Here is a 22,082-nt window from a genome sequence, read left to right as displayed (position 1 = left end):
CACCCAAAATAATTAATGAGATAAGCATTAATTGATCATACGTGTTCTGCCGAGCCAATACGTTTTCTTCAGCTCCGCCTTGTTCAGCTTCCCGACAGAGGTTCTTGGGAGAGAAGCAACGATTTCCAATCGCGTTGGAATTTTAAATGGAGCAATCTGCTCATGGCAAAATATTTTTAGATCAGTTAAAGTCAGCTCTGCATCGCCCTTAAGGGACACCACCGCAGTTACTTCTTCGCCATCCACTAATAAGGGCGTTCCAAATACAGCAACCTCACGAATTGACGGATGCTTGCTAAGTGCCTCCTCTACTTCTGAGCAGTAAACATTTGTACCGTCAATAATAATAATATCTTTCTTTCGATCCATGAGATACAAATAACCGTCCTCATCAAACCTGCCTAAGTCACCCGTATAGAGCCACCCGTCCAGCAGGGCATGGTTTGTTTCCACTGGATTATTCCAGTAGCCAAGCATGATTTGCTCTCCTTTGCATATAATTTCGCCAGTTTCTCCTTGTTTAACATCTTGGCCCTCGTTAATAATACGAATTTGAAATGCTTGTTGCCCCCAATATGGCATGTTGGCTGGATTGCCAACGGATACTAATCGATTTAGCTTTCCTTCATGGAAACATTGGTTTATGTTTAAAAAACTAATAAATTGTCCGCTTTCTGTTTGGGAATAGACTTCGGTAATTTGTGCATTCGGAAAAATAGTTAACGCTTGATGAAATACATTTTCACTGATGGGAGCGCCGCCGCAAGAGATGCCTTCGACGGATTGCAGGCTGCGGGATTTGATATTTTCCATAAGGACAATATCTCGAAATAATAGCCCTACAGTACCCAAAAACCTAATTTGCTCTCGTTCTATGATATCTACGATTTCTTCAGCTCGAACGGGATACTCATTCGGATAAATAAGGCAGCCGCCTTCAAATAAGGTCGTCCACAAAACAAACTGGCCGGTTAAATGGGCTTGATTCATCACGATCGATTTTTTAGAGGTGTTATGCCCGCCGCCCCTCTCAAGGTTCATAAAGGACCAATTGCGAATATGGCGATGAGAATGCATGACGCCCTTGGATCGTCCTGTCGTACCGCCTGTATAAATAATAAGCGCCACGTCATCTGGTGCAGCTTCATGCCAATCCACGATAGCGGGACAATGAACCATAAAAGATTGCAATGATAGGGGGGACTGATCTAAGGTGCATGAAATGAAATGCGCAATTGGCAGTGAAGATAAGGCTTCTAATAGCTGAGATTGTTCGGAGCTGTAGACGAGTGCAATGGGAGCGGCATCTTGTACAATGTTTTTGATTTCATTTGCGGCTAACCCGGGAAAAATCGTTACAGGAATGGCGCCAATGGCAACCGCAGCAAGTTCGGCAATAGCGAGGTACGGTGATGGGGAACTAATCAGTGCAATTCGGTCTCCTGGCTTGATTGCAAGATCATGAAATCCTTGAGCGACACGGTTAACCTTATTAAATAACTGTTCATAAGTAAGGGTTTCATTCTTATCCTTCATTGCATTTTTTGTTGGGTGCATCTGAGCAGTCTTCGGCAATATTTTGGAAAGCAGCATATCATAACCTCCCTAATTAAAATAAGAGCAATAAAACCCATGAATTTACTGTACTATTCAACCGTAACAGGAAGAAGCTGGGGCAGCAAATTGATTTTCCTTATGGAAAAATAATGTTTTTTTTATAAAATGGCCAACCGATTGATTGGTGCAGCTACTTATATACCATACGACTGCCAAAGGAGGTACGATACCGAGAAAAAACGACTTACTACTAAGGTTTGGCAATTTACTTCCAGCAATCAGTAGTTGATTAAAACAAAAGAGGCTGTTCCAAAAGTAGAGTATTCTACTTATGGAACGGCCTCTTGTTAAGACGGATAATAAATGACCATACTGATTCTCACAATACAATCACCTGAATTGTGATAGACATGGGGAGTATCGGCTGTAAAACGTATGGAATCGCCTGTTTTCACTGTATATTCTTCATTATTTACACGAACGGTAAGCTCACCCTCAAACACGGTTAAAAACTCCTGTGTACCTTCTCTATGTGATTCAGAGCTCAAATAAGCGCCTATTTCCATATCAACGGAATACATTTCAAATCGTCTGCCTTCTTCAAAGGGGAAAAACGGATAAAGCAGAAATCTACCGTTATCTTCTGTTAGTGTTTGTATTTCATTTTTGCGAACGATGACGGTATCGGATTGCGGCTCGTTAATGAGGGAAGTGAATGAAACTTTTAAACCATTAGCTATTTTCCAAACGGTTCCAATAGTAGGGTTGGATTCGCCGCGTTCGATTTGTCCTAACATCGTTTTGCTGACCCCTGTCATTTCTGCTACCTTATCAAGACTAAGCTTTTGTAGCTCCCGCRGGTGTTTTAGGTTATTGGCAAGTACATAATTGATGTCTTCCAAAATAATTAGCCTCCTCGATTGTGCGATATAGCGTTCGTAATGTATAATCATAACGTACATACGTTAAAGAGTACATCTTGTTCAAGTATAGCACACGAGAGGCGGATTTAAATCATGGCTTTAGCTCCTTTTTTGATTTATGTTATTGTGAATACTTTTACGCCAGGGCCAAATAACATCATGGCGATGTCTAATGCGAGCCGATATGGAATGAAGAATTCTATTCGTTTTCTGTTTGGTGTAGCAACTGGTTTCTTACTATTAATGCTGTTATGTTGTTACTTCAATTTGCTATTATATAGCTTCGTTCCTAAAATGAAATTTGTCATGAATATATTAGGAAGCCTGTATATGACTTATCTTGCATTTAAAATAATGAAGAGCAAACCACACTGCAGTGCTGGAGATAATCATGGGCAGCTGAATTCATTCTTATCGGGCATGCTGCTGCAGTTCGTTAATTTCAAGGTGATATTATACGGAATTACAGCGATTTCCACGTTCATCATGCCATTTTACAAATCAAATATAAGCTTATTATTGTTTTCGATGTTCCTTGCCTTTGTAGGACTGGTAGCCACATCCTGCTGGGCTGTTTTTGGTGCATTATTTCAAAAATTTCTCGCTGCACATGAGAAAAAGTTCAATATATTCATGGGATTATTATTGATTTATAGTGCAATTACCATGCATTTGTAGGGGATTGTTCAGACAGAAGGGCAGGATAGTTGAGCTGAAAAAGGAGTAGTTTGGCTTTGGCAGCAAAGCTTTTTTTCGGCTAAGTTAACGGAGCACTACAGCTTAATAAAACAGCGGCAGTCAGGACTTATTTTCTCGTCCAAGGCTGCCGCTGTTTGTATTATGGGGATCAGTCTAATCCATTTTTAAAATTCGATAATTGCTGCAGCTCTTAGCTTCTATTCCTTGCCATGACGTATGAATAGCCACACGCCGAACAAGATAAGTACGCCGGCTGCCATTTGATAAGCCGTCAAAGCTTCCTTTAATAGAGCCCAAGCGAGCAAGGAGGCGATGACGGGTTCACCAAGTACAGCCATGGATACGGCTGCTGCGCTCATATGCTTCAGCAGCCAATTGAACAAGTAATGTCCGAATAACGTCGGAACGATCGCAAGCAGCAAGAAAATGCCCCATTCCTGCAGACTGTAGCCTGTAAAGGAATTGCCGCGAACGAGATTGTAGACGGCGAGTGAAGTCGCAGCAAGCGCGAATACCCAGAAATTATAAGTAAATGCGCTCATATCCTTACGCAATTCCTTGCCGATCATCATATGAACAGCAACAGCAGCTGCACCTAGAAAGGACAAAACGTCGCCGATCAACGCATCCCTTGAGAGGGAAAAGTCTCCCGATGCAATAACGATGGAGCCGATCAGCGCGATCCCCATCCCCCACAGCATCATGCGATTTGCTTTAATACGGAAGAGCCAGTAGGAGCCGAGCATAACCATAACGGGCTCCAATGTCAAAATAACGGTAGAGCTTGCGACCGTGGTCAGCCGCAGAGAAGCCATCCATAACAAGAAGTGCAGCCCGAGCATGACGCCGGAGAGGGTGAGCAGTCTCCACTGCTTGGCACTGAGCTGGAACATTTCCGTGCGGTATTTAAAGACGAGCGGCAGCATGATCAGGTTAGTTAGATAAAGCCTGTACATGGCGATGACGGCAACGTCAGCATTTGACCAACGAACGAAAATGGAAGAAAAGGATATAGCGATAATACCAATGATGTATAACAATTCATAAGTAGCTAAAGACTTGGTGCTGCGGTTCATCGTTGTAATTTCTCCCATACTTATAAACCCCTGAGTCCAATTGCAGCATCTGCGATGGAAGGTTCAGGGGGCTTTATTATATTTATGACCAAACATAAACAGCTCTTGTGGCTATCCGGCTTGTCCAGCTGAAGTTTTCCCAGCTTTCTCGAGTTCTGCGTCAAAATACTGCTGAAGCTCCGTCACTTTTCTTACATCCTCGAATGAGGCTTTTCCTGCTAAATAACGTTCCGCGAAAACTTCCCATTGTGGAACGATCTTTTGCGCGTTCATAGAGCGAATCGCGTTTTTAACCATTCTGCGTTCCTTTGCATTCGTGTACATATCCTTGAACTGCTGCTTAAGCTCGAAATCCAGCTCGCCAAAAATTTTGCGGAATACCTCAGCCGTCATACGAGCATCATCGAGTGCCCGGTGCGCTGAGCCTTCAGCTGTGATTTCAAGATCAATGAGCGCAGCTTCGACGCTGACATCGTTCGTTACGTTCTTATAGCGAATGTAACCCTTCAAGAGGTCGAAATAATCGGCAGCCATCCAGAAGCTGTCATCGAGCTTATGCATCCGCGTATCGTAGACGATCCTCTTTAAATCTTCGCCGCCCCAAGTGAACAGCAGGAAGGAGTCGCTTTTTTTGAGCCATGCGGTGAAATCCCCGATTACTTTCGGGAAACGGCTTGCTACGTCGATGTCTTCCTGTGGAATGCCTGTTTTTTTCTTAATGAAGCTGTTCAGCTTGGAGAAATAGATCGGTTTGATCAATGCGGAAAATTCATCTACCTGTTCAAGTGAACGATTGAGACGAACCGCGCCAATTTCAATAACCTCCATAGGTAATTCGCTTGCAAATTTTCGTCCGTTAAATTCAATATCCAATATAATGTAGTCCAAAATCTTAACCTCCGATAGATAGCCTGTGTTATTCATTCTATCAGAAAAAGTTATCCAGATGGAAACTACAATATGGTAGAACGCCGCAGCAGGTTTATTTTTTTGATTTCATCACATAAAAGACAATCGTGCCAATAAGAATGACGAGGATCACAGGAAGCAGCCATACGCCAAGCGAAGAGACGCCTCCGGATGCATATTGAATAGCCGCCCATTGCACATAAGTGAATAATGCTACAATTTCAAGCTTGACCCAGCTTAGCAGGTGGATGGAGATCTTGTATTGGTAAGAGGCATTTTGCTCCGTAATGGTGGTCATGTAATTGAATTGATGAGGGATTTTGCGTAAATGCACAAGCCCAGCAAATAATAGGAATGAGATTATCGGTAAAATGACGAGTGCTGCTTTGCTTCCCCATCCGTCAGCCTCGCCTCTCCCGTTAAAGTGAATGGCAATCGTTTGCGGAAGATCAGGCCATTTTACAATTAAATAGATGACGGACGAGAGCAGGAGTAGAACCGATATTCCATCATGCCATCTTTCAAGATTTGATTTTGCAATCGTAAGCTTAGGTAAATTCGCCATAGTGGCAGCACCGCCTTATCTCTAGTCATGTGCATACTCATTAATTATAGCGTATGGCTTTGCGGAAAGTAACCTTGTTTACAGTAATTTTCCAAATAAGAAACTCCAGCCTAGGCCGGGGGAGGGCTAAGACTGGAGTTGCTCGATCACTTATTTGTTCAAATATAAGAATTTATAAGTTTGATATTTATAGAAGGCTTATATTTCTCCGTCAAAGCTGCTTCAGCTTCCAAAGGACGCCGAAGGCGTTTTAGCTTGAGCCGCTTAGTTTTCTAAGAGCGTTTCATACGGCGGGAATTCAGCCAAAGCGGGATACGGAACACTAAGTTGATCAGCAGGACCACGAAAACGAGCACGGCTGCCGCTTTTTGAGCAATCTCTTGAGCGTCGCCAACAATGGCTTCGGATTGTACATACCACAGATGAACGGCAAGTGTAGCACCAGGCGAGAAGAGACTGAAATCCCACATTTCACCGGATGTCGTAACACCAGCAGTTAGGATGATTACGGCGCTTTCGCCGAATGCGCGACCGGCAACAAGGCAGATCCCTGTAATGATGCCGTTAAGCGCAGCCGGAATAAGTGCGCGAGTAATAGTCTGCAAATGCGTGCCGCCAAGTGCAAAGGAAGCGCTCTTCAGCTCTTTCGGTACAGCGCGAATGGACTCCTCTGTTACGCGGGTTAGTACTGGCAAGTTAAGAAAAGCTAGACTGACTGCACCGCCAAGGATGGTCAAGCCAATCTCGAAGTATTCAACGAATAGAGCGATACCGAACAAGCCGAAAATGATAGACGGCACGGAAGCGAGTCCTTCCACGCAAATGCGTACGAAGCCGATGAGCTTATTGTCGGGTGCAAATTCGGCCAAATAAATGCCAGCTGCCATTCCGAGCGGAATAGAGATGAGCAAAGAGATAAATAAGATGTAGAAGGAGTTAAGCAGAGTGGGGCCGATACCGCCGCCTTCTTCAATTTCGCTCGGCAAGCCGAATATGAAATCCCATGTTATTTTTGGAAGACCGTCCTGAAGAATTAGAAAAAGAAGGCCAAAAATAAAAGCGATGATTAAAATGCCTAACGACCAAACAATACCTGTAAACAAGCGATCTTTAAAGCGATTAAGTCCTTTTTTGCTGCTAAAGGGGTTTGCTAATGGGTTCATATCTAAAGCTTGTTTCATACTTGCGACCCCTTTCTTTGAAGCCAGCGAATGGCAACGATCATAAGCAGCGAAATAACGAGGAGCAAGAAGCCCATTAAGTAGAGCGCATAGTTCCAAGTGGAATCAAAAGGAACATTCGAAATTTGCATAACGATGTTGCTCGTAAGTACGGAGGTAGGCTTGAGCAAGCTGTCTGCCAGTTGAGGCGTATTGCCAATAACCATAACGACAGCCATCGTCTCGCCGACTGCACGCGCCATGCCGAGAATAACAGCATACATGATTCCGCTTTTGGCAGAAGGAAGCAGTACTCTCCATACAGTTTGAAAACGAGTAGCGCCCAACGCATAGGAAGCGTCGCTGAATTTGGCTGGTACTGCGCTAATGGCGTCATCACTTATACGGCTTACAGTAGGCAGAACCATAATTGTAAGCACGAGCGCTGCCGCAAGCAGCCCATCGCCCATTCCGCTTCCGGTAACATTTCGAATTAGAGGAATAAGAACGGTCAAGCCTAAATAGCCATAAACGACGGACGGAATTCCGACGAGCAGGTCAAGAACCGGACGCAGCATGTTTTTAAGCCACGGCGGTACAAAGACAGATAGAAATACTGCAATGATTAAGGAAATAGGGACGCAGATTAACAGCGTCAAAGCGGTCAGGGCAAAGGTGCCGAATATGAAAATAAGCGCGCCGTATTGCTCATTTTCGGGATTCCATTCCGTGGAAAAGAAGAAATCTGCTAGTGAAATGTTGCCGAATGTCAAAACGCCGGTACGGAACATAAGCAGCAAAATGAGTAAGAGAATGAGGCAAACAAAACCGGCTGCTGCTATGCACAAGTAACGAAACATACGATTCGTGAAAAACAAGCGCGATCTCCGGTCAAACGGCTTGCTGCTGCCAGTCAAGATCGCGCTGCCGAGCTCAGAAGATAGACGCGRCTGCCTTGCAGCATGAGTGGACTCCAACATAAATTATAGGCTCCTCTGTGCGAAACCCCGCCTTAGCTGTCTAGGGGGTAGCTAAGCTTGTTTCGCAATAAAATATAAATGGGGATAACGATTCATGCGATGAAAGAAAAGAACGATCGACTTAAGCGCTCTTGTGCGCAAGCCGACCGCTCCTCTTGTTTTTAACTATTTAATAGCTGAGATCGGAATGAATTTAAGCTTTTTAAGCGAACCATTTTGGAATTTTGTGCTTTGTACGTATTTAATAAATTCCTTTGTAGCGCCAGTTGGCTCGCCTTTTGTCATATAGTAGCCATAGCCCCATACATTGTATTTCCCGTTAATAACGTTAGCTTCAGTTGGTTCGATGTTGTTGATTTTTACAGCAGTCATTTTGTCTGTTACATAAGCAAGGTCCATGTAACCAATAGCGTTTGGAGTTGTTTCAATTGCGGACTTCATGTCGCCGCTTGTTTTTACTTCTTTGTAGTTGTCGCCTTTGCTCATGAAATCTGTTCCATCAAGCGCTTTGTCTTGGAAGTTAACACGAGTACCGGAACCGAAAGTACGGTTTACAACGATGATATCAGCATCCTTGCCGCCAACTTCTTTCCAGTTTTTGATTTTACCGGAGAAGATGCCTTGCAAGTCTTTAGTCGTTAGGCTTGTTGCAGTTACGTTTTTGTTAACAACAGCTGCGAAAGGAATGATAGCTACTTTATGAGCAACTTGGCCTTCGAATTTCTTGAAGCCTGGAACGTCTTTGGATGCATCCCAGTCAACTGCTCCGATGTCTGCGATGCCTTTGCGTACAGCTTGCGGTCCAGTAATCGATCCAGCTGCGGAAGCTGAGATTTTTACTTTTGGATTCAATTTTTTAAACTCGCTTGATGCTTGAAGTGTCAACGGCAGAAGAGCAGAGGAGCCGTTGATGACAATTTTGCCGCTAAGCTTGCTAGCTGCGGTAGCCGTAGGTGTTGATGCAGGAACGGAGCTGAAGCCGATAACAGCGATAAGCGCTGCGATTGTTAATTGTTTAAACCATTTCATTAGGAATGACCTCCATTAATTAGTTTGTGATGTTTTTCCATTTGCCTTGAACGGATACTGCCAATTGACCATCAATAAGTGCTGCAAAATCGGAGCTGTCCGATACGACTAATTCTGTTGCGCTGTCCGATACGGTTTGCACAAGTTTGTTCGTACCTGTTGCACTGTCAATCTCGTAGATTGCGTTAGTGCTGTTTCCGTCAGCTGTGAGCAGATAGAGCTTGCTTCCGCCTTGAACTAATTGGTAAACGTCTTTGTCAGCGAAGAGAGGCGTGCTTGCTTTGCCTGTATTGTCCACCGTTACGAGCTGACCAACGCTTGCTTCGTCTGAACTTACGCTAACATAGCTTACTTTGGAGCCGTCTGCTGCCAGCTTAAGGAAAACTTTATCTGTTGCTTCTTTTGTAAGCTGTACAGGCTTATTATCGCCAACTGTAGAATTATAGAAGTAGATTTGCGGCTCAGTGCCTGTTGCATCAATAGCAACATCATCAAGCTCAACGTCTTTGCTGCTGTCAGCTGTTACTTTTGGCTGCTTGAAGACGTAGAAAGCGAATTTAGTGCCGTCTGCAGATACTTCAAGGTTTGCCTTGTAATCTACTTTATCTTCCAATACTTTGGATACTTTGCCGTCAGCTATAGCAAGCTTGGCGATGACAGAGCTTTTGTCTCCTTGTAAGAAGAAGATGGAAGATCCGTCTTTTGACCATTGAAGCTCATTTTTGATCGAGTTGTCCGTACTTACTTGTTTCGCTTGTTTTGTGCTCAGATCGATGGTGAATACCGCACCGTTTGCATCGGAGTAAGCTACACTTTTTCCATCAGGAGACAAAATAAGATCGGAAGTGTCAGAGGATGCTAGAAGCAGCTCATATTTTCCAGTAACAGCATCAACTAAGAAATCTTCGCGGCCTTCGCCAGCCGTGTTCGATACGATAAGCTGTTTGGAATTAACCCAGATTGCATGCTCAGCGCTATCAAGCAATTGAACCGTATGTATGTTGTTGTCTTCGTAAGTGCCGCCAAGTGCCTCAACGAATGCAGCAGGCTCGATGAAAGTGGAGTAAGCCACTTCAATAGCTGGATGCTGAAGTGCAGTTGCAACACCGTTTATGTTAATTGTTTTTGCAGCGATTTTTAGCTTCAGCGTTTTGTCGCCAAACTTTACAACTACCGTATGATCGCTGTTGATGTGAAGAGTCGCGCCGATCGCATTTGTCATGTCCCGAACAGAAGCGAGTGTAACGCCGCCGTCTACGACGGTACGAACGGTTACTGGATTAGCATTTACTAGAAAGCTTGCTGTGCTAATTTGTGCAGCTTGCTTTACTGAAGCGGTTTGTGCGAATACCGGAGTAACTGCTGAAGCGCTAATTGCTGCTGCGATCATCGAGATTGCCATTGCTTTTTTCATTTGCATGGAATTGGGTCACCTTTCTCAAATGGGTATTTTTTTTTATTAATACAATCCAAGGCATACTCGGTCAGTATATACGGTTGGCTTGATCCCTCCCAGGCAGCGCTAGATCAATACATTTTGTAGCGAATCGTTTATTTCTACCTGATCATAACAATGAATTATCATCCCAATATTTAGAAATTGTATCGAATTTGTAAAGATAGACAGATTACCACCTAAATCCAATTCTCCTTCTTTTAAGTAGGAAATAGTAGAAATTTACCCCACTATAAGAAGAAAGTGCACCATGGTCTTTTTTGAACGAGGTTTATAATGGGGGTATGCTCGCAAATCTATTCACTTATAGGAGGACCAATCAATGAACATTTCAATCGGAGGTTATTCATTCAACAACACGTATTTGGAAGGGAAAATGGATATTTTCGGATATTTGGAAACGGTAAAATTCCGGTATCGGATGGATGTGGTCGATTTGTGGAATGGCTTTTTTATAGATCGCAGCAGCAAGCCTATTATGAAGCTGGCCGATGAAAGCTATATTCGCAAAATACGCGAGGCGCTCGATGAAAAAGAAATGCGGGTCGTTAATTTTGCGATCGACGGTGCTCATTTGTGGGACCCAGACAAGGAAATGAGACAGCATTTGTATGATAATGCTCTCCTTCATTTGAAAGCTTCCGTTATTTTAGGCGCGGAAACCGTCCGTATTGATACGGGAGGCAGCTACGAGGACTGGGAAGCAATGAGCGACGAGCAATTTGAATATACGGTAAAAAGATACCAGGAATTTTCCCAATATGCGGCTGACCATGGCTTTCTAATTGGACCAGAGAACCATATGGGTGCGTCACTAAATCCAAATGAGATGAAACGTCTCGCAGAGGCAGTTGATCATCCAGCCTTTGGTTTTCTTGTTCATTTAGGCCGGTGGAAGGAGAATCAAGCAGAAGGAGACCGCATCGTTGCGCCTTGGGCGTACCATACCCATTTTGACGAAGAAACTGCTGACGGTACGCATGCTTTGGAGACGATTCATATGCTGCAAGAATCAGGGTACAAGGGATATTGGGGAGTAGAATATAATGCGCCAAAAAATCAATACGTAGAAACGGAGCTGCTTATAACGAAGGTGAAGAAGCTTCTGATCGAGGCAGATCAACAATCAGGCAGAGGGGCTCAGCACTATGAATAAAATACGAATTGGCATTATAGGCGTAGGACAAATTGGAAAAATGCATATCGAAAAGTATAAAAATATCGCTAGTGCTGAGCTTGTTGCTGTATGCGACTTAAATGAAGCGGAAGCTAAACGAGTTGCTGAGCATTATGATATACCTCATGCCTACTCTGATTTTAGAGAGCTGCTGAAGCGCGATGATTTGGACGCGGTCGACGTGTGCCTGCACAACAATTTCCATGCGCCGGTAACGATTGCAGCGCTGCAGGCGGGCTTGCATGTCTATTGTGAGAAGCCGATTGCAGGAACCTATTCCGATGGCAAGGCTATGGTCGATGCTGCGAAGTTATGTGGAAAACAATTGCATGTGCAGCTCTACACGTTATATGGTAAAGATACGAAAGCTGCCAAAACATTAATTGATGGCGGCATGCTGGGCAAGCTGTACCATGCCCGCTCGTCAGGCTTTCGCCGAAGGAATCGACCGTTTGTTGACGGTTATGGCACGCCTTATTTTACGCGCAAGGAAACAGCGGCAGGCGGCGCTCTGCTCGACATGGGCGTCTATCACATTGCACAGCTGCTCTATTTATTAGGCAACCCGCAGGTTGAAAGAATTTCAGGGAAAGTTTATCAAGAGACGGATATGCTGCAAGAGAGAAGGGAACAAAGCGGCTTTGATGTAGAGGAGCTGGCTACAGGCTTGATTCGGTTCAGCGGTGGTTTGACGCTTGATATCGTTGAAGCGTGGGCTGTTCATCTTGGCGGCTTCGAGGGCAGCAGTATCGCTGGTTCCAAGGGTGGCGTACGCTTGCCGAACGAGCAGACAGGACCGGGGGCTCAGTCCTTCAGCTTCCATAACACGGTTTGTGATATGGATATGGACAGTACGCTGGACCTTGATATGATGGACCTGCGCAGGAATCGCTTATATGAGAATGAGGATGCCTACAGCTCATCTCAGCATCACTGGATCGCAGCTCTGCAAGGCAGAGTGCCGCTACTGCCAACAGCGGAAATCGCGCTGAATACGATGCTCATTAGCGAAGGCATTTATATGTCAGAGGAGCTTGGACGTGAGGTTAGCGCGGACGAAGTTATTGTACGCGCACGTACTTCTGCTGTAGAGCTTTAAAGAATTGCTAAGCTAAAGAGCAAGACGAGGGACTTGGATATGAATCAGAATCAGAATCGTACATTTCATTTAATTAAAGCGTTTAACTTTTTTGTATATGGCGCGATTGCTGTGTACAGTACGTTTTTTGTCGTTTATTTACAATCTATTGGAATGTCCACGCTTGAGATTGGTGCGTTAATGGCCGGCGGCCCGATTGTTTCCATCATCGCGAACCCGCTATGGGGTTATTTGAGCGATCGATTCCGTAATGTCAGGCTTATTCTGATCGTGATGCTTATTGGCAGCATGCTTGTCATGCAGCTCGTCTTTTTATATCAATCGTATACGATCATTTACGCCTGTATGCTGTTCTTTTTCTTTTTTCAAATGCCTTTATTTTCACAGAGCAACAGTCTCATTCTTAACAGCATTGAAGGAACGAACCATAAATTCGGCGCTTTTCGCTTGTTCGGCTCGCTCGGCTGGGCGTTTATCGCTTTGGTGGCTGGACCTGTGATTGGGCAAATTGGCATTGAGCGTCTCTGGATTATTTATTCGGTCATGATGCTTATCTCGCTTGCTTTTGCGTTTACGCTGCCAAAGGGCGAGGCGAAGGGTGCAGCCCCTGCCGGCAAAGTGAATTACCGTTCGATGTTCGTGAACCGTTCCTTCTTGTTGTTCTTAATCATAGGTCTAGTGATCTCCATTCCTAACTCTATGAATACGACATTTATCCCGCTGTATATTAAGGAATTGGGCGGAGAGGCTTCCTTAATCGGTTGGTCGGCCTTCTGGTCATCCATATTTGAAATTCCAGTCTTCTTGCTGCTTGATCGGTATTTGAAAAAAAATACAAAAACGATGGTATTATGCCTCGTTGTCATCAGCATCCTATTCGCCTTGCGCTGGTTCCTGATGTCAAACGCAGACACTGCTCAGCAAATTATTTATATCCAAGTGCTGCACTGCTTAACATTTGGCGGCTACTATTATATTGGCACGCAGCTGGCCGTACAGCTTGTGCCTGCTGAATTCAGAGCATCGGGACAAGCGCTTTATGCCCTTACTTGGGGAGGCTTGTCAGGTATTGCGGCGGGTTTTCTCGGAGGCTGGGTGTTTGAGCAAATGGGTCCGCAGGCGATGTATCAATTATGCAGCGTCATGGCTGCGCTCGGGATTGTTGGCTTCTTCTTGCTGTTTGCGCGGCTGCGCAGAGAAGTGGGCACGAGCAGCAAAATAAGCTCTCATGCTGGATAACTGCAACCTTTCTTGTCTTATGGTCGTTCGAATAAGAGAATGGACATCATGTTATAGGAGAGGTGAACGACCATGAGAAAACGACGGAGTTTAGCCTTAACAGCAGTCGCGGTCATGCTTTCTACATCTATTGCAGCACAAGCCTTCGCGGCGGCTCCATTTGGCGATATCGCAAACATTGGCAGCAAAGCAAAGATTGAAGCTTTACAGCTGCAAGGAATTATTAAAGGAGTGAGCGATACGGCATTCCATCCAGAGGATCATTTGACGGCAGCACAAGGCATTTCTTTGATCGTGAGAACGACGCAAATTAGCCTAGCCGCCATTGATTTTTCTAGTGCGCCTACCGCTGATGGTTTCTATACAAAGGTGAAAAACGATGCGTGGTACGCGGAGGATTTCATCATTGCACACTACAACGGTTTGGACATCCCGGCTGATATTGATCCGCAAGCGCCACTCACGAAAGAGCAGTTCACGCATTATCTTGTTCAAGCGTTAGAGCTTACCGGTCAATATCCGACGATCAAAATGTTTATTAATATCCAGGACGAAAAGGATATTACGACGGCTTATCAAGGAACTATTCAGCGTTCACTGCTATACAAGATTGCGTCTCTAGATGAGAAGGGCAACTTTGATCCAGCGCATGTTTTAACCCGTGCTGAAGCGGCAGGAATGCTGTATGATACACAAGGCTTTATTGAGGCGCATAAGGAAAAGGCGGAACCCGAGCAGGGAGCAGCTGAATAAAAAATGAAATAGGGAAAGGCAGTTAATTAGGGGTTATTTCAGCCTCCTTAACTGCCTTTTTATTTTAAAATTATTTTTCCTAGCAACGCGATAATTCCAAGCGGAGTAATAAGATATAAAAGGGTAATCTTTATTTATATCACATTTTATTTTGAAAAATCAATAAAAAATGTAAAAAAACCTTGAAATTAATTCAAGGCTGTAGTATCTTCTGTATAGGAAACTTTTGGGAGGTGAACGGTAATGGAAAAGATGGCAATGCAAATGATGATGAACATGTGCATGGATGAAATGATGTGCAAGATGAAATCCATGAAGATGATGATGGACATGATGATGGAAATGAAAATGATGGACAGCATGGATATGAACATGATGATGATGAAGATGCAGGAATGTGACGAAATGTCCACGATGATGATGCAAATGATGCGTGACATGGAGCAAGTATCGATGTAATCATCTATGAATCTGACCATTCATAGAGGTTAGTATAATCGGCAGAGCTGTTCGCGGCATGCCGTCGTATATCGTTTTTTCCTACATAGCTAAGCAGAGCAGCCAACTGCATGCAGGCTTTTTTTTATTTCTAGACCTTCACCATTGCGCCTCGAACCTTCGCCTTATAACGCATAGTGGGCTTTCAGCTTGCTGGCGATCATCACCCGTTGAAGCTTAAACTCCCAAACCTTTTCTCTTAGCTGAATCTGCTGCTCCGAATTATGCGCATTCCGAAGCTGCTCGTAAATATCAAGCATTTTACGATTGATTTGATCGAAGCGAAGCCATAGATCGACACGAATGCCATGCTCGATTTCAAGGCGGATATGATTATCTTTGGCGTGCAGGTTTTGAAGGATTTGTTGCTGCCACTCTGCATCTCCGATCATTACAGCAAAGTTATAAAGATCCAAATAATCATCAACCCATGTTGCTGCAATTTGTTTCTCGGAATAAGTCATGCTGGTCAGCTCCAATCTCCGTTTTGTTTATATACCTAGTATTATACTAGGAATTAAGGGGATTGCAAGCAATTTGTAATTATTGTGTTTTTGTCCCATTCGGTTAGGAACTGGTTTTATGTTTGAATGCTGCAAAAACAGCGAAGCCATTATTTTTATATACGCAGTCGGAATGAACAAAACCTGCCTCACTCAGCCATCTAAGCTGATCCTCTACAGTGGCATTAATGTCGACGCTTCGGCGCTGGATGGCCGCTTCGATTGCGCCTGTGGTTAAACCGCTTTGCCGGATGGCTGTTGTCCATTGCGACATATAATATTGATCCCAATAAGCGGTTGTACCCGCTGCTTGATCAGCATTAACGAAGCTGCCGCCTTCTTTTAAAAGCTGATGAACGGTATGAAATAAGTCGCGTTTTGCTGGATGCGATAAGTGATGGATGGACAAGGAGGAGATGATGGCATCGTATTTTTCTGTGTAAGGGTAGCTTGAATAATCAGCAGCTATATAGCTGACTGATGGGTCAGCTCCGAAGCGAGATTGCGCCTCCTTTAGCATTTCTTCGCTTAAATCGATAAGAGTAAGATTGGCATTTGGGTATTTGTTGCGAATCATAGATGAGAAAAGCCCTGTTCCGGCACCTAAATCGAGTATGCACGGGGCATCGCTATCAAAGTGAACCAAGTTGGTTGCTATGCTGTAAAAATCATCAAAGCAGGGGATCAGTTGGCGGCGCTGACGATCATATTCAGGCGCGACAGCATCAAACTGTTTTTTTACATTTTCATTCACAATAATGCCTCCTCGAATAGTGGGCTGAGTGCTGATTTTTCATTTTCACTTGAGTTAATCAGTATATTATAGATGATTGTTTCATAATGGAAATATATAATATGAATATACTTTATAGTTTTAAACTATGAATGAATCGATTTCAATCCGTTAAAAAATGGGTATTGCGCATCCGAGTTTTTGATGGTACGATTGGTAAAATTTTAAGATCACTGATGAACACATATGGCAAGTTAATAGCTTTTACATTCGATGACGAGAAAGAGTACGTTATGGGCCTGATCGAACAGAGAGTTGGGGCAGCTGAAAACCAACGTTCGGGTAGTAGCGGAAAGCCATCTCCGAGAAGCAGGCTGAACGAGAGTAAGCTCTGCCGCATTTCCAGCGTTAACGGGAACATGTATTGCTAGATACATGAGCAGAGTGTCGCGCTTTTGGCGTGAAACTAGGGTGGTAACACGGGTAGAGACTCGTCCCTTTATAGGGATGGGTCTCTTTTTTTGTTTTTTATCCATATTTTAGGAGGAAAAGTAATGGAGACATGGTCGATAAGCAAAATGATTTCACCAATGGTGCAGCAAATTCCGCCTTCGGGCATTCGTAAATTTTTTAGCCTGGCTGAAGGCAATAAGGATATTATTTCGCTTGGCGTTGGAGAGCCTGACTTTGTTACGCCTGAGCATGTAAGAGCGGCTTGCGTCCGTGCGCTTGAGCAGGGCAAAACCTCCTACACTTCAAATGCAGGGCTTATTGAGCTTAGAGAAGAAATCGCCAACTATTTATACAATGGGTTCCAAGTGAAATACGAACCATCGAATGAAGTGCTTGTTACCGTTGGAGGCAGTGAAGCCATTGATCTTGCACTGCGGGCGTTAATATCGCCAGAGGATGAAATTATTGTTCCTGTTCCTAGCTATATTGCCTACGCGCCGATCGCGCAGTTAAATGGCGGCAAGGTCATTGAGGTTGAAACGTTCGCTGAGGATCATTTCAAACTAACGGCAGAAGCCTTGAAAGCCGTCATTACTCCGCACTCGAAGGTGCTTATTTTAAATTATCCGAACAACCCAACAGGGGCTGTCATGACCTATGAAGAGTGGCTTCCTGTTGCTAAGGTCGTGGAAGAAAATAATCTAATCGTTATATCCGATGAAATTTATGCGGAGCTGACCTACGATGCGAAACATGTAAGCTTCGCTTCACTGCCAGGCATGCGGGACAGAACGCTGCTTATAAGCGGCTTCTCCAAAGCTTTTGCAATGACAGGGTGGAGAATCGGTTATGCTTGCGGTCATCCGGAGCTGATCGCAGCGATGCTCAAAATTCATCAGTACACCGTTATGTGCGCACCAATTATTGGGCAGGTTGCGGCGATCGAATCACTTCGCAATGGCTTAGAGGAAAAAGATAGGATGATTGAGGCTTATGCGCAGCGCAGACGGATGTTTGTTAAGGGCCTGAGGGATATTGGTCTGCCCTGCCATGAGCCGCTGGGCGCGTTTTATGCTTTCCCTTCTATTGCGCATACGGGACTTACTTCCGATGCATTTGCGCAAAAGCTATTGTTTGATGCCAGTGTTGCTACAGTGCCTGGGCATGTGTTCGGCCTTGGAGGAGAGGGCTTCATTCGCTGCTCCTACGCATCCTCTGTATCAAGGCTTAACGAAGCGCTTGAGCGTATGGATCGCTGCTTGAGGACACCCGGTATGTCCGGGAAATAAAGAAGGGAGCCAGCATAGGCTCCCTCACAGCCCAAACGAGTGGATCAATCGCTTGGAAAATAAATACTGATCGAGGTGCCTTCATCAATCGCAGAGCGCACCTCGATTCGTCCTTGATGTGCTTCTACGATCATTTTGGCGATGCTCATGCCAAGGCCAGTGCCGCTGCTTGATTCTTCCGTATTCGTTCCGCGGTAATATCTTTCGAACAGCTTGTTGACAGTGGCCTCGTCCATGCCTCTCCCGTTGTCGGAGACGCGAATGTAGGCATCATCATTCAGCATGCCGCAGGTTACCGTAACGGTTATGCCTGTAGGATTATGTTTCACGGCGTTCGAAAGCAGATTATCCATTAGCCGCTGCATCCACTTTGGATTGCCATATAGGCTGACAGGCAGCTCGTCTCCCTCATAAAGGAAGTCTACCTCGGCAAGCGTAGCATCGTTCACATATTTGAGTACTGAGCGTCTAACCAGCTCGCCAAGCTCAAATTCATGTCGATCCATATGGACGGTTCCATGCTTTATTTGATAAATATGCGAGAAATCATTCATAAGCTCCAGCATATAGCTGCTTTTTTCACGAATCATTTTGCCCATGTCCTGAAGCTCTTCATCACTCCACTGCGCAGGGGAGCTTTCCAATATATAGCCGTAGCCTTGAATGGTAGAGAGCGGCGTGCGCAAATCATGCGAAATGCCAGTCATCCATTCCTCTCTCGTTTTCTCAAGCTGGCGCCGATCCTTCTCCGTTTGCGCCAGCCGCTCGGCCATTTGGTAGAAAGCCGCAATCACTTCCCGGTAAAGGCGGTAGCGAATACGCAGCTTGCCGCTGCGGCGGAATACCTTTTTGCGATCCTTTGGCGTAAGCACCTCATCATACCGTCCATTGCCCATCCGCTCGAACCAACCGGCGAATAGGATGAGCGGCTGACCATAGCGATAGCCATGCCAAATGGAGATAGCAAGGGAGAGTAAGAGCAGCGAGCCGCCTATCCAAATGAAGATACGTATAGCTTCCGATAGGATGGGCTGCTTCGTATACGTTATTTGTTCGTTTGGCGTGTGCAAAATCCAAGTCAAATCACTATTTTCAGGCTGGTACACAAAGATGTTCGTATCATAATCACCAGGCTTTTGCTGCATAGTCAGCACTTCCAGCGGCTCATATACATCGATAGCAGAAGTCTGATCTCCAATCGTTTGAACACTTTTGCCAGCTTGGTCTACGATTAGCAAATAGCTCTTCGTTTTCCTTAGCTCGGTGAGCAGGTCATTCTTATATGCCTCATTTACTAGACCATTCTGCTGGTATGCCATATACCATGCAGTCAGCTTCTCTTGCTGCGGATTTTTGTAACCAAGAAGAAAGAGCAGCGGAGTAGAGTACGTCAGATCGAGCTCGTTATCGACGGTATAGATGCCGGATTTTTCGGATTGCTGGATGGCTAAAAGTTGCGTAATCGAATAAGAAGTCGGCTGCTCTTTCGGCGAATGGACGGAATAAATAACCTGCCCTTTGGAGTCCACGACTTGCAGCCACATATCACGCTCTTCAATGAGCTCCTTCCAGTGCTTCGACATCTTAATCTCTTTTTTCGAATAGTCGGTTTCCGCGACAATGGAACTAAGCGCGCCGGCGGGAAAGTTCCGTTTGAGATCCTCGTTCGTAATTTTATTAATAAGGACAAGAAACAGCACGATCATCGCAACGAATATGAGAATGGAATAGACGACGAGCTGATATGTAAAATGAAAGGCCATTCGGCGTTGAACCTTCATAGGCTTACAGGCTCCTTAACTAATTTGTAGCCGAGGCCACGAACGGTAAGCAGATGCGTCGGCATACTGGGATCATATTCAATCCTCTCGCGAATTCGCCTGATGTGAACCATAACCGTGTTGTCGTCCCCTAATCCGTCAATGCCCCATACCGCTTCATAAAGCTGGCCTTTCGAGAAGACGATGCCGGGGTTTTTGCAGAAATACAGCAGCAGCTGAAAAACCTGTGCAGGGCAAGATACCGGCTGATTATCTACTAATAATTCCCCAGCTGCTTCATTTAACTGAAAACGGCCATAACGGTAGGTTTGATGAGGGGTAGAGGCAGCAGATATTGACGAAGCGAATGTTGAATGCGGTGGAAGTGATTCCGCCTCTTCCATGCGGCGCAGCCTTGCTTTAATGCGAGCGGCAATCTCCAATGGATTAAATGGTTTCGTGATATAGTCATCGCCGCCCATCGCAAATCCGGTCAATATATCGAGATCGGATGCTTTGGCGGTCAAAAATAAGATATGCGGATTGCCCAGCTGTCTAATTTTTGAGCAAAGCTCAAATCCGCTGCCGTCGGGCAGCATCACATCCAGCAGCACGATATCGGCTCCGAATCGAGCGATCGTATCAAGAGCTTCTTGGCAGGTTCCTGCCGTATAGATATGCTGGAAGCCTTCCTTTTGGAGCACCAGCTGCAGCATTTTTACAATAGAAGGTTCATCTTCCACTATGACAATTTTGTTCATGTTCATCACCCCGTTTTATGCTAGCATACCAACCTTAACATCTGTTGAACAAAATTGAAAAAAATTAAGCTGCTGTTATGATTCCGTTTGTTCGCTGTTCAATTGGAATCCTTATGATTGGGTAAGAGGTGATGGGAATGATAAATCAAAATGAAACGGGACAGCGAATTCGCGTTATTGATGCGATTAGAGGGTTCTGCTTGCTTGGCATACTGCTGGCAAACATGCTTATTTTTCAATATGGCATTTATGGGAAAGAGGAAATGCAGCTATTTCATCCTACTTCTACTGATGAAGTGACGCATCAAGTTCTCAAGGTAGCGGTGGAAGGCAGCTTTATGCCTATCTTTATGTTTTTGTTCGGCTACAGCCTCTTTAAGCTGCGCAAAGGACTAGTCGCCAAGGGGCTTAAGCCGGCGAGGTATATGGTACGGCGCTTTTTTATGCTAATAGGACTTGGGCTTATGCATAGCATGCTCCTTTGGGAGGGCGATATCCTATTGGCCTATGGAATAACTGGGTTTTTCTTATTGCTATTTGTAAAAAGAAAGCCAAAAACGCTTATTATATGGGGAGTCATATTAAGCATATTAATGTCTGGACTCGGCTACGGCTTGAATGAGGATACGCCAAAAGAGAAAGTTCGCATGCATGATTACGTGGAAGAGTCTATTACCGTATATGGTGAAGGAACCTATCGGGAAATTATGAACTTCCGTCAAGAAGAGGACCCGCTAGACCTGCCTGTGGCCGTCATGGCAGTGCTAATGGCTTTGATGCCGATGCTGCTGATGCCGATGTTTTTGTTCGGCATAGCGGCTGCCAATAAGCAATGGTTTCATAATCCTAAGCGGGAGAGGCGTAAATTTGCTTGGCTCAGCGGCATACTGCTGCCACTAGGTCTTCTATTGAAAGCGATAGCTGTATTAAAGCCGGATTGGGCATGGAGCAGCGTATTATTGTCTTTAGGCGGGCAATTGCTGGCCTTTGGGTATATTTTTGGTCTTGCGTTCGTCATGTCCTTTTTATCTAAACGATCCTATATCATCATGGCATTTGAATCGGTTGGACGAATGTCCATGACCAACTATTTAATGCAGACGGTGATTTGTACCACTATATTTTATGGATATGCGTTGGGCTGGTTTGGAGAAATCGGTGTGCTTAACGGGGTGCTTCTTGGCATAGCCATTTATGCCGTTCAAGCCGTTGTGTCCAGCTTCATCCTGTTCTGGTTCAAAAATGGCCCATTTGAGCGACTGCTGCGCATTGCAACATATTGGTCATTTAGCGGAAAAGCTCGGGTTTCGAAAAAAGCAGCAGATGCACAGGCTGCTAACGCTGGTTTGTAAGCAATTCGAGGAGCAGACGATGTTTACGTTCTAGATTTACGATTCGGTTATTTATACAAAAAATCCCCCTCGACCGGTGCGAATGAAGCCTCGGCGAGGGGGATTTTCTTT

General features: G+C 44.8%; 21 protein-coding genes and 1 other annotated feature. Of the genes, 8 read left to right on the top strand and 13 right to left on the bottom strand.

Translation table 11 applies throughout. The features are described from left to right. Positions 1-27: 27 nt before the first annotated feature. Together AB4Z45_RS04240 and AB4Z45_RS04235 are read right to left on the bottom strand one after the other, a co-directional pair. Positions 28-1,593: a class I adenylate-forming enzyme family protein gene (locus AB4Z45_RS04240; protein ID WP_441908045.1), complete on the bottom strand. Its 1,566-nt coding sequence runs from the start codon at positions 1,591-1,593 to the stop codon at positions 28-30. A gap of 311 nt (positions 1,594-1,904) precedes the next feature. Further along, complete coding sequence (locus tag AB4Z45_RS04235; protein ID WP_441908236.1) at positions 1,905-2,510, bottom strand: helix-turn-helix domain-containing protein; 606 nt, start codon at positions 2,508-2,510, stop codon at positions 1,905-1,907. A gap of 63 nt (positions 2,511-2,573) precedes the next feature. On the opposite strand from AB4Z45_RS04235, the gene AB4Z45_RS04230 reads away from it, so the two are divergent. After that, on the top strand, positions 2,574-3,158 hold the full coding sequence (locus AB4Z45_RS04230) for a LysE family transporter (RefSeq protein WP_441908044.1): 585 nt from the start codon (positions 2,574-2,576) through the stop codon (positions 3,156-3,158). 218 nt (positions 3,159-3,376) lie between these two features. Here the strand turns inward: AB4Z45_RS04230 and AB4Z45_RS04225 are convergent, their stop codons facing one another. From AB4Z45_RS04225 to AB4Z45_RS04195, 7 genes are all read right to left on the bottom strand, one after another. Next, a complete protein-coding gene (locus AB4Z45_RS04225) occupies positions 3,377-4,255 on the bottom strand; it encodes a DMT family transporter (protein ID WP_441908235.1) in 879 nt (292 codons plus the stop codon). A 111-nt stretch (positions 4,256-4,366) separates the two neighbouring features. Beyond that, positions 4,367-5,143 (bottom strand): exonuclease domain-containing protein, encoded by a 777-nt coding sequence (locus tag AB4Z45_RS04220; protein ID WP_441908043.1) that lies wholly within the window; start codon positions 5,141-5,143, stop codon positions 4,367-4,369. Between the two features lie 94 nt (positions 5,144-5,237). Continuing rightward, positions 5,238-5,729, bottom strand: coding sequence for a DUF1648 domain-containing protein (locus AB4Z45_RS04215; protein ID WP_441908042.1), 492 nt, complete (start codon positions 5,727-5,729; stop codon positions 5,238-5,240). A gap of 272 nt (positions 5,730-6,001) precedes the next feature. Further along, positions 6,002-6,892 carry a phosphate ABC transporter permease PstA gene (gene pstA / locus AB4Z45_RS04210; RefSeq protein ID WP_430056169.1) on the bottom strand — a complete coding sequence of 297 codons (891 nt, stop codon included), beginning with the start codon at positions 6,890-6,892 and terminating at the stop codon, positions 6,002-6,004. Positions 6,893-6,906: 14 nt separating this feature from the next. Beyond that, positions 6,907-7,869 carry a phosphate ABC transporter permease subunit PstC gene (gene pstC / locus AB4Z45_RS04205; RefSeq protein WP_441908041.1) on the bottom strand — a complete coding sequence of 321 codons (963 nt, stop codon included), beginning with the start codon at positions 7,867-7,869 and terminating at the stop codon, positions 6,907-6,909. Between the two features lie 165 nt (positions 7,870-8,034). Further along, complete coding sequence (locus AB4Z45_RS04200; protein WP_441908040.1) at positions 8,035-8,898, bottom strand: phosphate ABC transporter substrate-binding protein; 864 nt, start codon at positions 8,896-8,898, stop codon at positions 8,035-8,037. A gap of 19 nt (positions 8,899-8,917) precedes the next feature. Continuing rightward, complete coding sequence (locus tag AB4Z45_RS04195; RefSeq protein WP_441908039.1) at positions 8,918-10,318, bottom strand: stalk domain-containing protein; 1,401 nt, start codon at positions 10,316-10,318, stop codon at positions 8,918-8,920. Between the two features lie 358 nt (positions 10,319-10,676). On the opposite strand from AB4Z45_RS04195, the gene AB4Z45_RS04190 reads away from it, so the two are divergent. The 5 genes from AB4Z45_RS04190 (at position 10,677) to AB4Z45_RS04170 (ending at position 15,081) form a co-directional block, all read left to right on the top strand. Then, the gene (locus AB4Z45_RS04190) at positions 10,677-11,510 is read left to right on the top strand and encodes a sugar phosphate isomerase/epimerase family protein (protein ID WP_441908038.1); all 834 of its coding nucleotides are present in this window, start codon (positions 10,677-10,679) and stop codon (positions 11,508-11,510) included. After that, on the top strand, positions 11,503-12,630 hold the full coding sequence (locus AB4Z45_RS04185; protein ID WP_441908037.1) for a Gfo/Idh/MocA family protein: 1,128 nt from the start codon (positions 11,503-11,505) through the stop codon (positions 12,628-12,630). Before AB4Z45_RS04190 ends, AB4Z45_RS04185 begins: the two co-directional genes overlap by 8 nt. 39 nt (positions 12,631-12,669) lie before the next feature. Further along, positions 12,670-13,869 (top strand): MFS transporter, encoded by a 1,200-nt coding sequence (locus AB4Z45_RS04180; RefSeq protein ID WP_441878590.1) that lies wholly within the window; start codon positions 12,670-12,672, stop codon positions 13,867-13,869. 72 nt (positions 13,870-13,941) lie between these two features. Further along, a complete protein-coding gene (locus AB4Z45_RS04175; protein ID WP_441908036.1) occupies positions 13,942-14,622 on the top strand; it encodes an S-layer homology domain-containing protein in 681 nt (226 codons plus the stop codon). A 243-nt stretch (positions 14,623-14,865) separates the two neighbouring features. After that, the gene (locus tag AB4Z45_RS04170; protein WP_441908035.1) at positions 14,866-15,081 is read left to right on the top strand and encodes a hypothetical protein; all 216 of its coding nucleotides are present in this window, start codon (positions 14,866-14,868) and stop codon (positions 15,079-15,081) included. Between the two features lie 164 nt (positions 15,082-15,245). Here AB4Z45_RS04170 and AB4Z45_RS04165 read toward each other — a convergent pair whose 3' ends face one another. After that, on the bottom strand, positions 15,246-15,584 hold the full coding sequence (locus AB4Z45_RS04165; RefSeq protein WP_441908034.1) for a hypothetical protein: 339 nt from the start codon (positions 15,582-15,584) through the stop codon (positions 15,246-15,248). A 103-nt stretch (positions 15,585-15,687) separates the two neighbouring features. After that, a complete protein-coding gene (locus tag AB4Z45_RS04160; protein ID WP_441908033.1) occupies positions 15,688-16,377 on the bottom strand; it encodes a class I SAM-dependent methyltransferase in 690 nt (229 codons plus the stop codon). Positions 16,378-16,620: 243 nt separating this feature from the next. After that, positions 16,621-16,858, top strand: a binding site (T-box leader). Between the two features lie 52 nt (positions 16,859-16,910). Between AB4Z45_RS04160 and AB4Z45_RS04155 the strand changes: the two genes are divergently transcribed. Beyond that, complete coding sequence (locus AB4Z45_RS04155; protein ID WP_441908032.1) at positions 16,911-18,098, top strand: aminotransferase class I/II-fold pyridoxal phosphate-dependent enzyme; 1,188 nt, start codon at positions 16,911-16,913, stop codon at positions 18,096-18,098. A 44-nt stretch (positions 18,099-18,142) separates the two neighbouring features. Here AB4Z45_RS04155 and AB4Z45_RS04150 read toward each other — a convergent pair whose 3' ends face one another. Together AB4Z45_RS04150 and AB4Z45_RS04145 are read right to left on the bottom strand one after the other, a co-directional pair. Continuing rightward, positions 18,143-19,879, bottom strand: coding sequence for a sensor histidine kinase (locus tag AB4Z45_RS04150; protein WP_441908031.1), 1,737 nt, complete (start codon positions 19,877-19,879; stop codon positions 18,143-18,145). After that, positions 19,876-20,625: a response regulator transcription factor gene (locus tag AB4Z45_RS04145; protein WP_441908030.1), complete on the bottom strand. Its 750-nt coding sequence runs from the start codon at positions 20,623-20,625 to the stop codon at positions 19,876-19,878. Before AB4Z45_RS04145 ends, AB4Z45_RS04150 begins: the two co-directional genes overlap by 4 nt. A 131-nt stretch (positions 20,626-20,756) precedes the next feature. On the opposite strand from AB4Z45_RS04145, the gene AB4Z45_RS04140 reads away from it, so the two are divergent. Next, positions 20,757-21,971 (top strand): DUF418 domain-containing protein, encoded by a 1,215-nt coding sequence (locus AB4Z45_RS04140; RefSeq protein ID WP_441908029.1) that lies wholly within the window; start codon positions 20,757-20,759, stop codon positions 21,969-21,971. The last annotated feature ends 111 nt before the right edge of the window (positions 21,972-22,082 follow it).

This window comes from Paenibacillus sp. MCAF9, assembly GCF_052114265.1.
Lineage (GTDB): Bacteria > Bacillota > Bacilli > Paenibacillales > Paenibacillaceae > Pristimantibacillus.
Note: the sequence above shows the minus strand (reverse complement) of the source record. Positions and strands in the feature narration are given on the sequence as shown.

What these genes read in the sequence shown, in the direction of transcription:
- AB4Z45_RS04240 (WP_441908045.1), bottom strand. Translation starts at nt 1,593, where the DNA reads ATGCTGCTTTCCAAAATATTGCCGAAGACTGCTCAGATGCACCCAACA.
- AB4Z45_RS04230 (WP_441908044.1), top strand. Translation starts at nt 2,574, where the DNA reads ATGGCTTTAGCTCCTTTTTTGATTTATGTTATTGTGAATACTTTTACG.
- AB4Z45_RS04225 (WP_441908235.1), bottom strand. Translation starts at nt 4,255, where the DNA reads ATGAACCGCAGCACCAAGTCTTTAGCTACTTATGAATTGTTATACATC.
- AB4Z45_RS04215 (WP_441908042.1), bottom strand. Translation starts at nt 5,729, where the DNA reads ATGGCGAATTTACCTAAGCTTACGATTGCAAAATCAAATCTTGAAAGA.
- pstA (WP_430056169.1), bottom strand. Translation starts at nt 6,892, where the DNA reads ATGAACCCATTAGCAAACCCCTTTAGCAGCAAAAAAGGACTTAATCGC.
- AB4Z45_RS04200 (WP_441908040.1), bottom strand. Translation starts at nt 8,898, where the DNA reads ATGAAATGGTTTAAACAATTAACAATCGCAGCGCTTATCGCTGTTATC.
- AB4Z45_RS04195 (WP_441908039.1), bottom strand. Translation starts at nt 10,318, where the DNA reads ATGCAAATGAAAAAAGCAATGGCAATCTCGATGATCGCAGCAGCAATT.
- AB4Z45_RS04190 (WP_441908038.1), top strand. Translation starts at nt 10,677, where the DNA reads ATGAACATTTCAATCGGAGGTTATTCATTCAACAACACGTATTTGGAA.
- AB4Z45_RS04185 (WP_441908037.1), top strand. Translation starts at nt 11,503, where the DNA reads ATGAATAAAATACGAATTGGCATTATAGGCGTAGGACAAATTGGAAAA.
- AB4Z45_RS04180 (WP_441878590.1), top strand. Translation starts at nt 12,670, where the DNA reads ATGAATCAGAATCAGAATCGTACATTTCATTTAATTAAAGCGTTTAAC.
- AB4Z45_RS04175 (WP_441908036.1), top strand. Translation starts at nt 13,942, where the DNA reads ATGAGAAAACGACGGAGTTTAGCCTTAACAGCAGTCGCGGTCATGCTT.
- AB4Z45_RS04170 (WP_441908035.1), top strand. Translation starts at nt 14,866, where the DNA reads ATGGAAAAGATGGCAATGCAAATGATGATGAACATGTGCATGGATGAA.
- AB4Z45_RS04165 (WP_441908034.1), bottom strand. Translation starts at nt 15,584, where the DNA reads ATGACTTATTCCGAGAAACAAATTGCAGCAACATGGGTTGATGATTAT.
- AB4Z45_RS04155 (WP_441908032.1), top strand. Translation starts at nt 16,911, where the DNA reads ATGGAGACATGGTCGATAAGCAAAATGATTTCACCAATGGTGCAGCAA.
- AB4Z45_RS04150 (WP_441908031.1), bottom strand. Translation starts at nt 19,879, where the DNA reads ATGAAGGTTCAACGCCGAATGGCCTTTCATTTTACATATCAGCTCGTC.
- AB4Z45_RS04145 (WP_441908030.1), bottom strand. Translation starts at nt 20,625, where the DNA reads ATGAACATGAACAAAATTGTCATAGTGGAAGATGAACCTTCTATTGTA.
- AB4Z45_RS04140 (WP_441908029.1), top strand. Translation starts at nt 20,757, where the DNA reads ATGATAAATCAAAATGAAACGGGACAGCGAATTCGCGTTATTGATGCG.